At 53.7% G+C, this 15,084-nt stretch carries 7 protein-coding genes and 6 pseudogenes; 3 read left to right on the top strand and 10 right to left on the bottom strand.

Going from position 1 to position 15,084, the window contains the following annotated elements:
• Positions 1-3: 3 nt before the first annotated feature.
• From FEM44_RS10670 to FEM44_RS25500, 6 genes and pseudogenes are all read right to left on the bottom strand, one after another.
• Positions 4-6,978, bottom strand: coding sequence for a polymorphic toxin type 25 domain-containing protein (locus FEM44_RS10670; RefSeq protein ID WP_441316616.1), 6,975 nt, complete (start codon positions 6,976-6,978; stop codon positions 4-6).
• Positions 6,979-7,143: 165 nt separating this feature from the next.
• Positions 7,144-7,509, bottom strand: a pseudogene (locus tag FEM44_RS26005) (hypothetical protein); the annotation flags it as partial.
• A 123-nt stretch (positions 7,510-7,632) separates the two neighbouring features.
• Positions 7,633-8,766 (bottom strand): annotated as a pseudogene (locus FEM44_RS26000) (filamentous hemagglutinin N-terminal domain-containing protein); the annotation flags it as partial.
• 66 nt (positions 8,767-8,832) lie between these two features.
• Complete coding sequence (locus FEM44_RS10665) at positions 8,833-9,360, bottom strand: toxin-activating lysine-acyltransferase (RefSeq protein ID WP_135521035.1); 528 nt, start codon at positions 9,358-9,360, stop codon at positions 8,833-8,835.
• A gap of 9 nt (positions 9,361-9,369) precedes the next feature.
• On the bottom strand, positions 9,370-10,449 hold the full coding sequence (locus tag FEM44_RS10660; RefSeq protein ID WP_240726772.1) for a ShlB/FhaC/HecB family hemolysin secretion/activation protein: 1,080 nt from the start codon (positions 10,447-10,449) through the stop codon (positions 9,370-9,372).
• Positions 10,432-11,022 (bottom strand): annotated as a pseudogene (locus FEM44_RS25500) (POTRA domain-containing protein); the annotation flags it as partial. The gene FEM44_RS10660 and the pseudogene FEM44_RS25500, both read right to left, overlap by 18 nt.
• 675 nt (positions 11,023-11,697) lie before the next feature.
• Between FEM44_RS25500 and FEM44_RS10655 the strand changes: the two are divergent.
• Positions 11,698-11,925: a DUF4222 domain-containing protein gene (locus tag FEM44_RS10655; protein ID WP_135521033.1), complete on the top strand. Its 228-nt coding sequence runs from the start codon at positions 11,698-11,700 to the stop codon at positions 11,923-11,925.
• Positions 11,926-11,941: 16 nt separating this feature from the next.
• Here FEM44_RS10655 and FEM44_RS10650 read toward each other — a convergent pair whose 3' ends face one another.
• The 4 genes and pseudogenes from FEM44_RS10650 to istA form a co-directional block, all read right to left on the bottom strand.
• The gene (locus FEM44_RS10650; RefSeq protein WP_135521050.1) at positions 11,942-12,175 is read right to left on the bottom strand and encodes a hypothetical protein; all 234 of its coding nucleotides are present in this window, start codon (positions 12,173-12,175) and stop codon (positions 11,942-11,944) included.
• A 95-nt stretch (positions 12,176-12,270) separates the two neighbouring features.
• Positions 12,271-12,483, bottom strand: a pseudogene (locus FEM44_RS10645) (hypothetical protein); the annotation flags it as partial.
• A gap of 72 nt (positions 12,484-12,555) precedes the next feature.
• On the bottom strand, positions 12,556-13,338 hold the full coding sequence (istB, locus tag FEM44_RS10640) for an IS21-like element IS100kyp family helper ATPase IstB (RefSeq protein ID WP_135521029.1): 783 nt from the start codon (positions 13,336-13,338) through the stop codon (positions 12,556-12,558).
• Positions 13,335-14,357, bottom strand: a complete 1,023-nt coding sequence (gene istA, locus FEM44_RS10635) for an IS21-like element IS100 family transposase (RefSeq protein WP_023278042.1) — start codon at positions 14,355-14,357, stop codon at positions 13,335-13,337. The genes istB and istA overlap by 4 nt, the downstream gene beginning before the upstream one ends.
• Positions 14,358-14,684: 327 nt before the next feature.
• Here istA and FEM44_RS25995 point away from each other — a divergent pair.
• Positions 14,685-14,834 (top strand): annotated as a pseudogene (locus FEM44_RS25995) (sulfite reductase subunit C); the annotation flags it as partial.
• A gap of 14 nt (positions 14,835-14,848) precedes the next feature.
• A pseudogene (locus FEM44_RS25990) lies at positions 14,849-15,052 on the top strand (sulfite reductase subunit C); the annotation flags it as partial.
• Positions 15,053-15,084 lie beyond the last annotated feature (32 nt).

The following is a 15,084-nucleotide window of genomic DNA, read 5'->3' as shown; positions in this document are numbered from 1 at the left end:
TGGTTAGTCCTTTTTTATAGGCCAAGAAATTAGTTCGGTACTACCAGAACCGTTAATTTCCGGCTGATTATTACTGTTTTCACTTTGTCGAATACTCGCACCAATTCCTCCACCAACTCTGAAAGAGCCGCCAAAGCCGTCTTTACCAATACTCCCTTCAACTGAAAAAATACCTGTCGATATAGCACCAGAATAATCATAAGTAGGATTAAAATCTTTAATCGGGTAAGGCCCAAAAGTCAACCCGGCAGACACATCTGCACGCCAGCCTAATACCTTCGTGACCCCGCCATTAATTGAAAATTTATCCTCTGACAGTACACCTTCCAGATACCCTCCTGCGACATAACCTCCAGCGACCTGGCCTTTTACATCTCCATGTATTTTTGCCGTATCACCTACTGACGGGCCGATATGTGATTTGTCTACCGCTTTGATAATTTCATCGTTAGTGACTCCTTTACCACTGAGATCAAAAGCCAGGGAAGCATCCTGCTGTACGCGAGGCGGCACAAGCTCAGACAGCGCATTATTCTCAACCGTCGTCTTACCTGACTGTGCGCCGGCTACCGCTGAAGCACCTGAGTCTCCCACCAGACCACCGGCCAGGCCGGCAGCAACCGTTGCCAGTGTCGAGACCGTCTGCTTCTCTGCCTCGCTCAGTTCACTCACCGGCTTACCGTACATCTGTGTGGCTATCATTCCCACCACCTCGCCGGTGGCTGCACCTGCAGCACCGGCAAGGGCGTTATTTCCCTGTGCCACCGCCAGTGCAGCATTTACCACAGCATGAGCTGCCACACGTCCCGCACCGTCCGGGGTGGTCTGTTTGATAATTTCAGCAATATACGGCGCTGCACCACCTGCCAGGGCTGCACTCAGATTACCGCCGGCCAGTCCCTGTACCGCTGCCGTTGCGGCCTGTATCGCCTGCTGGTATTTGCCTCCCGTTCCAAAACCTGAGGCCGCCATACCGTTATTGTAGGCCCGCTGTGCCACATCCTGTTCCGTAAACGGCTTTCCTGCTGCTTCAAGTTCTGCGCGGGCCTGATTCAGTGCTGCCGGGTCCCGCTTCGCTTTCTCACCGGCTATCTGTCCTTCCGTTCTGGCAATATCTGCCACCTGGTTACCAATCTCACCAATGAGTTGCGCCTGCTGCAATCGCTGCTGCTCTTTTTCCCTGTCAAAGATGGGGGACAGCGTCTGATTTGCATGTGCTGCGTCACGGTTCAGGTCTGCCACATCCTGTTTCTGGCTCTGCGTATCCCGGATGGTGATGTTCCCGGCAGACACTGCCGACTGCGTGGTACTGTCCGCATGGCCTTCATGATTTGCACCGACCAGCAGATTGTTTGCCATGTTCCCCAGGAAATTTCCGGCAACACTGCCACCGGTACTGAGCCCTGCACTCTGATGTTCCGTTTTAAAGTCGGCCCGGTTTTCAATGTCACTGAAGCTCAGTGTGCCGGTATCCAGCCGGTTTTTATCTGCCGTTGCCGTGGACGCAATCACCGCACCGTTCAGTTGCGTATGCTGTCCGGTAGTGACATCAAACCCGCCCCTGCCGGCAAAAATCCCCGTCTGCTCCTGTACACTGTCGTAGTTACTGTGCATTTTATCCCGGCTGAGGTTCACACTCGCCGAACCGCTCATGGACCCGAAAGTGAAGCTGCCTCCGGCGCTGGCATTCTGCTGTTTACTGTCATAACGGTCACTGTCCTGCTCACTGGTCAGTGTCAGATGGCGACCGGCATCCACTTTCACCGTTTCACCGCCAGCCTGCGCGCCGGTAAGCGTGGTGTCCCGCCCGCTGATAATGGTCAGCTGTTTTCCCGCATCCACCGTGGTTTCTGTATGGGTGGTACCGTTGCCTTTTTCACTGCCCTTACCCTGGTTTGCGCTGGCTGAAACACTGATACCCCAGCCTCCGGAGCCCACACCAACACCGACACCCACGCTGCCACCACTGGATGTGTTCTTTCCTTCCAGCTTTGACGTGTTTTCTGCTGATACCAGATTCACGTCACGGTTTGCCTGCAGCAGAACGTTGTTCCCGGCCTTTATCTGACTGCCCTGTATCGTCAGGTCACCATCCACGCCCTTCACGCCGGAGCCGGTGGCCTGAATACTGAGATTATTACCTGCGGTCAGTGTACTGCCCTTCGCCACCGTCTGCTCTGACTGCTGTTCTGATTTCGAAGACTGACTGCCGTAAGAGAGGCTGATACCCACGGCATTGTTATTCTCTTTCTGGTTGCCCTGTGCTTCTGCCAGTCGTCCGGCCTGCACGGCCTGAGCCCCCGAGAGCGCGGCCTTCACCCCCTGCAGGGCTTCAAGCCGGCTGTTTCCGGCAGATTTCGCCGCCTGTACGGTCTCCACCGTCGTATTCAGGGCGCTGCCCGCTGTGCCGGACAGGGCAAGCGTCAGACCGGAGGTTTTCTGCTCCACCGTATGTGTCTGTACATGCTGGTCTGTGGCGGCGGTAATGCTGACCTCCTTACCGCTGAGTGCCATGTCCCTGCCGGCAATCAGGTCAGAGCCGTTGACGGTCAACCGGTTACCTGCCTGAAGGGAAACATCACCGTGAACACTCCCCACCGTGCTGCCTTTCTGTGTGGTGTCTGTTGCGGCGTCCGTGACTTTCAGACTCTGGCTGCCCATGCTGAATCCCACACCTCCGGAGCTCATCAGCCCGGATTTTTTCTCCTGTTTCAGGTGTGTATCACGGTTGCTTTCTGTCAACGTTCCTATACTCAGGTTATTTCCGGCAGCCAGGGAGACACGGTTATCCCCGACCACACTGCTGCCCGTGACGTTCAGATTATGTCCGGCGCCGATACTGACCGTATCCCCGTTCAGTTCACTGCCCGTCATGGTCCGGCGGTCAGTGACATCATGCGTGGTTGTGGTGGTTTTCGATAACATCCCGCTGCTGCCGGTCACTTTATGGTATTCATCCAGCGAGCGGGTATTCTGTGCGCCGGTCAGCGTCACGTCATGACCCGCCATCAGGGCCAGGCCTTTCTGAGCTGACAGCGATGCCGCCTGTGACGTCATATCCCGTCCGGCGGTCAGCGTGACATCACCGTTACCGGCAAGCGTGCTGCCCGTACTCTGTGTGACGCCCTGCGACAGACGATTATTTTTATCCCAGGTAATATGGTCCTGCGCGGATGTGGTCACTGTGGAAAGCGTCATATCCCTGCCCGCACTGAGTTGCGTCAGGCTGTCCTTACCCTGATTCACCACCGTTGCTGCCGTCAGATTCATATCCCGTCCGGCCTGCAGCACCAGTCTGCCCTGGTCATTCTGCACATATACGCCAGCCACACTGTCGATGCTGGTACGTTCAAAATGGTTCTGTCCGGCGTCACTCTGTGCCGTACGGGTGGTGGTGGTCAGACTGATATCCCGTCCGGCCATCGCCAGCAGGCTGTCCGTGGCCTGCAGCAGCCCGCCGGTACTGTTAATATCCGTCCGGGCCATCAGGCTGACATTTGCTCCCTGAATGGTGCCGGCCTGGTTGTGAATGTTTTCTGCACTGAGCTGCACGGTCTGCTTCCCGGCCAGTTTACCGCTGTTAAACAGGTCACCATCCAGCTTCATCACCATGTCCCTGCCGGCAATCAGCGCACCGGCACTGTTCACATCACCGGGTTTTACACGGGCATACACCTGAGGTACCTGAACCGTCTGCGTGCTGCCGTCCGGCAGCGTCACCGTGGTGTTAACCAGCCAGACAATATCACCGGTCAGTAACGCCATCTGCTCAGCAGTCAGCGCCACACCTGGTGTCAGGTTGTATTGCTTACCAAATGCAATACCCGCATCCATTAACGCCTTAAACTGCTCTTCATCATTACTGTATCCGTCCAGGTACCGTTGCCCGGTCAGAGCGACAACCTGCTCACGAATCAGACGCTGTTCGTAAAAGCCGTCACCCAGGCGTTTGAGCATGTTATCCCCGTTCTGAGAAAACGCCTTCTGCATGTAATCACTGCCCAGCCACGTCTTCTGGTTCGTAAAACGCGGGTCCGTTTCAACCAGATATGGCACATTCACTGCCGGATTTGTTTTAAACAGGCTGCTGTCCGGCAGACGGGTATCCGGCCCGGCAACATGGATACTGCCCTGAGGTGCGCTGACTTCAAACTGCTGCCCCGGCAACAGAATGACCGGTTCACCGGCTGACACCACCGGGCGAAGCGGTATCTGGTCAGTAGCGGCTACTGTCGCATCCACATTTCCGGTCAGTCCTGTCTGTACATCCGTTCCCTGTGGCTTCAGGGGAGAAAGCGTGACCTGGCTGCCCTGAACCTGTCCGTGGCTGGTGAGCTCTCCCGGCTTCAGCGTGATGGTCTGAATTACAGTGGGCGGAGTGTACTGAGAGGTTTTCTCCCCCTGCTTATCCTTTCCTTTTTTCCTGATACGGTAATAATACGTGGATGTTCCTGAGTCCGTAACATGGCGCTCTCCGCTGACACTGACGTTTTCCACATCACCGGCCTGCATATCCAGCAGGCCACCTGCAACAACCTGACTCTTATCATTAAGCAGTTTGTCTGCCACAATCGTCATGCCGGCACCGGACAGAATTTTCCCCGGGTCGGATTCTTTTACCCGGGTTTCTTCCACGGTACGGGTGTAATCATACTGCGTGAATTTATCTCTGGCGCCTTCCGGTGTATGCAGTTTTTTCAGTGAGTTACTGGAATCGTTATCCACATAAACGCCCGGTTCACCGGCGCTCCAGCGTTTATCTGAGCCGCTGAGCTGATACTCAGTCACCTTTTCCGTGGAAACCACCACGCGCTCCGTGGTGAAATGGTCATTGACGTTATTGATTTGTCCGGCACTCAGTACCAGATATCCGGCGGCTTCAATAGTGGCACTGTGATTATTCAGTACACCGGCTTTCCCCGTGGCGGCACCATTCGCATCCAGCATGCCACCAGTATGCATATCACCTGCACTGTAAATCAGGCTGTGCGTCCGGTTATTCAGGGTCTGTACCCCTAAGTCCACACGCTCACGCCCGGCCAGCGTCGCCGCCACGCCATTTTCTTCCAGATTATTAAATGTGGCAGCACTGACACCAACAGCATCGCCGTAGATTCGCCCGGTACCGGAATTCGTCAGGGTGTTCGCCTGAAGATGCGTATATTTCCCGTCAATCAGCCCACGGTTCAGCAGTGTGTCCGTCACGTTAAGCCAGGTCTGCCCGGCACTGATTTCACCTTTCTCTGTGTTTTCAAGGCGGATGCTGTTCAGGTCAAGCCGGCTGCCTGCCAGCAGGCTGCCGGTATTAGAGACATCGCCATTAACGGAAAGCGTAAGGTTTCCGTTCGCAATAGTCTGACCACTGTTGCTGAACGTTGTGTTACTTTTCAGCGTCATATCGCCCAGCGAAAGCAGTTTCCCGTCACCACCGAGCTGACCGGCATCCACAGATACTGACTGCCCGGCCTTAACCACGCCGTCACGGTTCGAAAACGTCAGCTGACGGCCACTGACAGACAATGTCGCGCCGGAAGAGAGCACGCCATCATTATTACTGAGCGTCCTGTCTGCCATAACCGTAAGCGCCCTGTCTGCCAGAATACTGCCCTCCAGGTTATCAAGGTCCTGCGTCGTGATGTGTATTGTCTGCGCTTCCAGCCCCTGGCCGGTATTCTGCGTGTGGCGATTGATAAACTGCAGGGCGTTCAGCGTAATGGCAGAACCACTGCGAATCAGACCAGAGACGTTGTCCACAACGCCCCGTACACTGTCGAACAGAATGTCGCCCACAGACTGTATCTGTCCATGGCTGTTCTGCAGGCCTCCCGTATGCAGACGGAGTTCACCTTCACTGACCAGCCGGCCACCCTCACGGTTATCCAGCGAGGTGGTGCTCAGGTCAGCTGTCGTTTTCGTCCCCACGGTCCCACCCCGGTTATCCATTGCTCCGGTACTGACAGTCAGTTCCTGCAGGCTGTTCAGCGTACCGCCTCTGTTATCCAGCGTCTGGCCTGCGGTATTAATGCTGATGCCTTTCCCCTGAATAAGACCTGACTGATTGTTCAGCGCCTGGCTGTTCCAGCCGAGCAGACCGTTTGCCACCACCTGACCGGATGTATTGTTAACCACGCCTGCAGTCAGGGACAGAGCATCTCCCGACAAAAGCACACCGGCAGTGCTGTCCAGTGTGCCGGCATTCAGCGTCATCGGCCCCTGACTGATAACACCGCCCCGGTCACCACTGTTACGGTTACTCAGTGTGTCAGCACGGAGATTCAGCGATGCACCGCTCTGTATCAGGCCGCCGGCATCGTTGATGATATCCGTCGAGGAAAGGGTCAGTGACTGCTGTGCCACCAGTCTGCCACCCTGATTATCAGAGCGGGTGACATCCAGCCTGCTGTTACCGTTGCTGACCACCGTCCCCTGCTGATTTTCCAGCACATTCAGGTGCGCATTCAGGTCTCTGCCGGCGGCAAGCGTCCCTTCCTGATTACTGACATCACCACCACTCAGCAACATATCCGTCCCGGCCTTCAGTGCGCCTTTCTGGTTCATCAGCGTACCTGACGATATCTGCAATGACGCCTTACTCCCCAGCACGCCCTGACGGTTATCGAGCGTTCCGGTGTTCAGGGTCATATCCTTCTGACCCGCCATAAATCCCTGCTGGTTATTCAGCATACCGGCCCGCACTGTCAGGGTACCGGCGCTGCTGATACCACCCCGTGTTTTCGTGTTCCGGTTACTGAGAACCCCGTTCTGTACATCCAGCGTCATGTCACTGCCGGACTGAATCAGACCATCATCAGAGACCAGTTCGCTGCCTGACACAGACAGCGTTTTCTGTGAAAGCAGTCTGCCGGACGTATTATCCAGCGCACCATCCAGCGTCACAGACAGCCCGTCAGACACCACCGTACCCTGGTGGTTATTCAGACTCCCTGCCGAAATATCCAGCCTGCCGGCGGACTCCATTCGTCCCTCAGTATTGCTGACAGCCTGCTGTGTTTTTATCCTGCCCGTTCCGGCAGCAGCTGAAATCAGTCCGTTGTCGTTATTCAGCGCCTGTGTATTAATCAGGATGTCACGGCTGGCAATCAGACTTCCCTGCTGGTTATCCACGGCGCCGGTTGTCCTCACCTGCAGACTACCTGACTGCGCCGCCTGCACTTTCCCCTTGCGATTATCAAGGCTCAGTGCATCCAGGCGCACCGCGCCATTTGCCGCAAGCAGCCCTTCCCGGTTATCCACACCTCCCGGCAGGTTCAGTGAAAAATCCCCTGTTCCCGTCTGAATCAGTTTACCCCTGTGGTTTGACAGGCTCTGTGCTGATATCTGCAGTGTGTCGGCATTTATCGTGCCGTCATTATTGCTGAACTGCCCGGCAGTCCGGGCGGAAAGCGTACCGGCACTCAGTTGCGCATTCTGTGTGGACAGATTTCCACTGGTTGCATCCAGCTCAGTATGTTGTCCCTGTATCCGGCTGTTGCTTAAATCCAGCCCCTGCCCCTTCAGTTGCATGTCCCCACCGGACAGAACCTGTCCGTGTGCCGCCAGTTCGCCGGTGGTACTGACAGTCAGGTTGCCCGCTGCCGCCAGACGTCCGTCATCTTTCACCCCGGCGGCCAGCAGACTCCGCTCACCGCCGGTCAGACGCGCTGTCTGAATCCGGGTGTTGCGACGTGATGCCACAGAGCCTGTATGGGTGAAGACACCATCACTCTGTATCTGCGTATCCTGCCCCGCATAAACAGAACCACTGTTATGCAGCTCCCGGGTTGTCGCCAGATGCACATCCGTTTTCGCACTGATACTGCCACTGTTTTCAATACGTCCGTCAGCCGTCAGGGTAACCGCCCCTGCCTGCGCACCAATATGACCGGCGTTACGAACACCCACCCCCGTTTCCGTACCGACAAGGCGAATTTTTCCGGCATACATTCCGCCAAGACTGGCCACATCCAGTGCCATCTGAGGCTGTGAAGAGACATCACCGGTCTTTTTCTCAATCTGCCCGTGCGCGATATCCACATTGTTACGTCCTGTGGTCACTTTCAGATCCTGCGCCCAGATACCCGCATTAATCTTCACAGACCGGGCAATGATATCGGTATAATCCGTGCGCGAAGCATCCATACCTTTGCCCGTAACCTGAATCTCACCACGTTCAACACTGAATCCGGTCAGACTGCCGTTTTTCATCTGCGGCTGCCCCGTGGTCAGCGTGGCCCGGTTCGCATTAATAAAACCGCACCCGTCGCAACTGATGCCGGCCGGGTTCGCAATCACCACCAGCGCCTTTTTCCCGGCAACCTCAACAAAACCGTTCAACTGGCTGGGATTGCGACTGTTCACTTCATTAAGAATGATTCTGGCCTCTCCCTTCGCCAGCCACGGGTTCCCGGCCACCATGCCACCCAGTTGAGTCTGCACATTGTTATGGGCATTATTCAGAATGACGCCCTGGTTACCGACGTCGAACTGGCCGTATGTATTATGTGAAACCCCGCCGGCAGAAGGCGTCTGAATATTCACCTGCGGAATGCCGCTGGCCGTCTGCGTAATCGTGGGTTGCTGATGCCCCGGTGCGCCATGGTCTGCGACAATGCCTGCAGCACTGACAGAATGCACCATCCCCGAAGCCAGCCACAAAGAGAATGCAAGCGGCGTGACACGGCAGATACGTTGCCTGTGTGGATATCCTGTGCGGGAGGACAGTGATGTACCGGCGCGACCGGAACGGGCAATATCTGCCACCACCATCAGCATTCCCCGGGCTTTGTTAAAAATAATGCGGTAACAATTTCTGTTCATTCTGATAAACCTGACTTATCTCTCCGGCACATCCACAGCAAGCGGGTGCTGCACACGCCACTGGCGCACCTCTTCACGACTGACCTGTGCACCCCGGAAATTCATCACCCGTAACCCGGTTTCATGTCCCCGGTGATATAACGAACGCCAGCACTGACGGGGAAAAATATCCTGCCGGACAAGACGACTCATATCCGGGGTATGTCCAAAAGGGGCAACCCAGTCACAGACCCACATCCGGTCGCCACTGTTCCAGTCCGACTGAGGCATAAGAATTGCCGGCTGCGTAAGATAACGCGCCTCTGCCTCCTGGCTGAGCCAGGCCCAGCTCATGAAGAAAACAGGTCGCCCCTGCTCTGTTGTTATCACATACTGTCGGTGCTTAATCACCGGCAGCAGCAGGTCCGGCAGGGTATGCAATGGCGCATCACGATGCAGGGGGGAGTACATCCACAGCCACACGGCCGCCCCCAGGACTTCCGCCTCATTGACCGGCTCACCGGAATACAGGGGACTCAGAACGTCATATTTCCCGTTACGCATGAAATTTTCTCAGAAATCCCGGAACAGATTAAAACCGGCTGTCACATCACTCGTCATAAAACCCGCCGGTTTTGAAAACGGACGACCGATGAAAACGTCATAATCCGTACTGAACAGTTGCCCCCTCAGCCCCACAACACCACCGGCCAGATGACGTCCCACCAGGTATTCACTGCCGGCTCCCCCCACCTCGCCGTAATCCATTCCCAGATATAACTCCTGCTCCGGCAGTGGCGTACGCCAGGCCAGGTCGTTGCGGATATACCAGCCGTTACTGGCATTCAGCGTTCGCTCCCCGTCAAAACCACGAACCGTCCAGCGGTTACCGATGGCAAACTGTTCCTGTGGAGTCAGCGGGGTATTGCTCAGCTGACGCTGATACCGGAAGGAATAACTGAAGGGCTGCTCTGCCAGTGTAAAGGGCAGATTAAAGGACGCATTCATCTGCAGGATCTTACTGAGCGCCGTTGCCTCACCGAAGATTTCCTCCGGTGCCGGCTGTGCACCAAACCAGCGGGTTCCCCGTTGCCAGCTGACACCAGCATCCAGTGTGGCCTGAGAAATATAATGACGGTGCTGCAGCCCAAGTCGCCAGGCCGCCGTCTGCCGGCGCTGTACCTGGATTTCCGTATCATTAATGTAGTTACGCGACCTGCGGGCCTGAACATCGTAAGTCAGCACCGTTTTCTGCGTCCCGTTACGGTGCAGTACCCGGCTCAGCTGCATGCCCAGATTCTGACTCTCGCCACTGTACTGGTAATCCTCAACCGCACCAGCTACCGTCTGATGGTAATCGTAATCACTGGCGGTGACGGAAAACTGCCAGTAGCCGAAAGGCACAGAGTAATGGGCCGTGTAGTTTTTACTGCCCTTACCCCCGTAATGTGGAAAATTATGGGTGGCAGAAACATACAGCAGATCACTCAGGGAAAAAGGATTATCCAGAGAAAATGTTATACCACCGAGATAACGCCCTGTGTTGCGGGTACCTGAATCATCAAGCGAAAACCCCAGTCGCCAGTATTTGTCCTGTTTGCGGGTAATAAGAATGTCACTTTCCCCTGGCTGCTCACCGGGTACAATTTCCATATCAGCCTGCACACCCGGCAGTCGTTGCATATTCTCCAGCCCCTGCTCAATGTCCCGTAAATCCAGCAGAGAGCCTTCGTGTGCCGGGAATGAGGAATACAACTGAATATAGTCATCACTGTCCGGTGTCAGACGCACATGCCGCACAACACCGGGAATAATAACCAGCCGGAGGATACCGCTTTTTAAATCCTGCGAAGGTGCCAGAACCCGGGTGGTGACATAACCATGATCGACCAGACGGTTCTGCAATGTACTCATCAGCAGATTAATTCCTTTCGCCCCCATGCAATGCCCGACCGCCCCGTTGGCGATTTTTTGTAAAGGCAACCAGTGTGGTAACGCATCAGCCCCCTCCAGTTCTGTCTGTTTAATCTGAAAACAGGGCGTTTCAACAGGAAAATTAATCTTACGGGCAAAAGAGCCAGGTGCAGAAAGGCGAACATCAGGGGCCGAAGGCGTCAGTTGTTGCTCAAGGGCTTCCTGACGTTGCTGCTGAATGATAAATGCTTCATCTCCGCTACGCCGGACATCCGCTGCCTGAAGAGATAAAGGCGATAATAAAACAGACATCAGTGTCAGTGACAGCAAGGACGGACAGCGCCGGGATAAGCTTTGTTCCTCAGCCCTCTCGTTCCTGCAACATAATTTTCCAGTCAAACGAAAAACCTTTTATTCATGCCATACCAACAATCACCAGCCTCCTGACGATACCTCTCACCATGTTTTGCGATGGCACGCTACCGCCCTTCCGGTATTTACCCGCATCAACCGGTACCAGAATGCTGAGTAACAAATCAGTTCAGAATTGACTTAATTTTGATCATTATAGAATAATGATCTGAATGACAGCAATATGACAGATTTATCGATCGTAATAACGCAAATGAACAGATCTTTATTCTGTTTTATATCGAAAAATCAGAACAACTCAAAACTTATAACCATAGTTAATGGAAAAATGCAGGAAATTATCCCATTGAATGCTTTTAATACAGTTGGTTAGCACAAGAAATGTCATTTTTTGACTTCAGTCATTGAAAATTTCGATATGCAACGATTCAGCAGTATTTAAGTGAGTTTCAGGATATGGGAAGGACATGAAAGGAGGAGCGCAATAAAATACACAGAAAGAAGGGGAAAATGCTTCGTAAAAACAGCAAATTAACAGCACACATCAGGAAGCGCCGTCTTCTGATTCAGCGATACCACATGAAATTTTAGTTAACCGTTACCGTTCTGAAATCTATGTCAGAAGATGTTCCATTACCGAAAATCAATCAGCGATACAGAGATGATCATGGTGCGCTTGTCACCGTGACCAGTGTTGAGGAAGCCCGGGTGGTTTTGATGCGGGAGGGTTATCCGCCCCCCTGCATGCGGCCAATGTACAACTTTCTGGGAAAATTCAAACCTGAGCCCCGGGAAGAAACAGAACAGACCGGAACCTCTGCAGGCAACTGCACTGCCCGATAGCAGCATAATCAGCCTTTTAATTCTCATCCCCGGAGACAAGCCCTGAAAACCACTCCGGGTGTTCACTGTATGCCGTGTTCAGCGCATCCCAGGAAACGTTCACATAAAAGCTGTCCTGCAATTTCCGGGTAACCACCTCTGCCAAGCGGTTCCGGTTATCCGCCAGTCCGGCATAACCTCTCTCTGCCAGCCACTCATTCAGTTCATGTTCCAGAGACAGATTGATAATATCGTAATCGGACCTTGCCATTCCCGTTTCCTTTGTACATTTTTTCAGGCACGGGAATAGAGTATAAAGAATGTCGCCATACCGCAGCCAGAGCAATATTTCCCCTGATGGTCGTATCAGAGATGGTATGCCGGTATTTTGCGGTTTGTTCCCGTCAGGTTATCGTTCACCTCCACTGTCGTTGTCACTACCGGCATTCCGCTCTGTCTTAGTCTCAGGATATCAACCGCAATACGCTGACTGCCAAACCAGAACAGGCTGTCCGGTAGGGTCACCAGTAAACCCGTCTCCGGCGCATATTTCATGCCGTTCACGGGGCGTTTTACTTCTGCTGATGTCAACGACGGATGAAAAGTGATCCACTTATATCTCCACCAACGGCCCAATATTGATCCACCGTTTTACTCAGGATTAGCTTCTGCTATAACCCCAGCCTTTCGTTTCTGTCTGAGTCGATAGATTTCTCCTTTGATTTGAACGACATGTGAGTGGTGTAAGATACGGTCCAGCATCGCTGAGGTCAGTGCTGCATCACCGGCGAACGTTTGATCCCACTGCCCGAACGGCAGATTGGATGTCAGGATCATTGCGCTCTTTTCGTAACGTTTAGCGATGACCTGGAAGAACAGCTTTGCTTCTTCCTGACTGAACGGCAGATAGCCTATTTCATCAATGATGAGCAGGCGGGGGGCCATTACTCCACGCTGAAGCGTCGTTTTATAACGGCCCTGACGTTGTGCCGTAGATAACTGAAGTAACAGATCTGCTGCTGTTGTGAAGCGAACTTTGATACCTGCACGGACTGCTTCATAGCCCATCGCTATTGCCAGATGGGTTTTCCCCACACCTGATGGCCCCAGTAATACGATATTTTCATTACGTTCTATGAAGCTGAGTGAGCGTAACGACTGGAGTTGCTTCTGCGGTGCTCCGGTGGCGAATGTGAAGTCATACTCTTCGAACGTTTTCACCGCCGGGAAGGCTGCCATTCGGGTATACATCGCCTGTTTACGTTGATGACGTGCCAGTTTTTCTTCATGAAGCAGATGCTCCAGGAAGTCCATATAACTCCATTCCTGATCTACTGCCTGTTGTGACAGCGCAGGCGCTGCGCTTATAAGGCTTTCCAGTTGCAACTGCCCGGCGAGCGCCATCAGTCGTTGATGTTGCAGTTCCATCATCACGCCACTCCTCTGCAGAATGAGTCGTAGATGGAGAGTGGATGATGCAGGGGGTGTTTGTCGAAGTTCACCAGATTTTCATCAGGATGCACGTCATACTCTTTTTTCTCCGGAGGCAGTGCCAGCATGGACTGCTGCTCTTCGAGCCAGCGATCGCAGGGACGGGCCTGGATTGTTTCATGTTTTCGTTGGTTCGCGACATCGTGCAGCCAGCGCAGACCGTGGCGGTTGGCTGTTTCAACATCGACAGTGATTCCCATCGGGCGCAGGCGAGTCATTAGTGGGATGTAAAAACTGTTACGGGTGTACTGCACCATCCGTTCCACCTTACCTTTAGTCTGTGCCCTGAAGGGGCGACACAGTCGGGGAGAGAAGCCCATCTCCTTGCCGAACTGCCACAGCGAAGGATGGAACCGGTGCTGACCGGTCTGATATGCGTCACGTTGCAGAACCACAGTTTTCATATTGTCATACAACACTTCGCGCGGCACACCACCAAAGAAGCGGAACGCATTACGATGGCAGGTCTCCAGCGTGTCATAACGCATATTGTCAGTGAATTCGATGTACAGCATTCGGCTGTATCCGAGAACAGCAACGAACACGTGAAGCGGTGAGCGACCATTACGCATAGTGCCCCAGTCAACCTGCATCTGTCGTCCGGGTTCAGTTTCGAACCGAACGGCAGGCTCCTGCTCCTGAGGAACCGAGAGAGAACGAATGAATGCCCTGAGGATGGTCATTCCGCCACGATATCCCTGGTCTCTGATCTCGCGAGCGATTACCGTTGCCGGGATTTTGTAAGGATGAGCATCGGCGATGCGTTGACGAATATAATCCCGGTATTCATCCAGGAGTGAAGCAACAGCAGGTCGCGGCGTATATTTTGGCGGCTCAGATTTTGCCTGCAAATAACGTTTAACCGTATTGCGGGAGATCCCCAGTTCTCTGGCAATCGCCCGGCTACTCATTCCCTGCTTGTGCAGGATTTTAATTTCCATAACTGTCTCAAAAGTGACCATAAGCTCTCCTGAATCAGGAGAGCAGATTACCCCCTGGATCTGATTTCAGGCGTTGGGTGTGGATCACTATTGCACCGTTCGTGACAGCTGAGATGGCAATGATATATTTTTCATTCACAACCACGGCGAAGACGGTGCGATTCATTCAGTTCTGTAAAACAGTTTTTATCCGTCAGACAGTCAATTCGTGTGCGCATACTGAAGTAAATTTCGTATAAAAAGTCAGCAAGCGGAACTTTATCAATCGCTGATGAACAGGGAAAACATTAATCGCCCGGTCAGATACTCCTGTCTGCTTCTGCACAGCAATACATCTGCGGCGAAGCCATGATCAGCGTACGTATACCCGGTGGCATTCTGCCCGTGCACCTGCTGACGGTGGCTTACGGAATTGCTGAAACCTGGGGTAACGGTCAGATCCATCTGCCCCGTCAGAAACTGACCATGCCGGGGTTCCGCTACGAAGATATCGACGGGGTGAATGCCGCACGTTTGAGTTTGAAAAAGAAATGCTGGGGGGTAAACCGGTTTACCTCCATATGGGCCATCTTATCGATAAAGGCGGTTATCTGCGCTTCAAAGAGCGTGTACTACGCGACGTACAGCTAAACCCCGAAGCCATGGTCGCTGAACGGATTTACTGGGCGGAAGATGAATCAGTGGCCCGTATTCATCTCAGAAGCGCCGGATATTAATTTCTGTCTGGCCACAGCACTGAGGATGTTGT

The organism is Escherichia sp. E4742 (assembly GCF_005843885.1).
GTDB lineage: Bacteria > Pseudomonadota > Gammaproteobacteria > Enterobacterales > Enterobacteriaceae > Escherichia.
The sequence above is the reverse complement of the archived record's forward strand: the minus strand, read 5'-3'. Positions and strand labels throughout refer to the sequence as shown.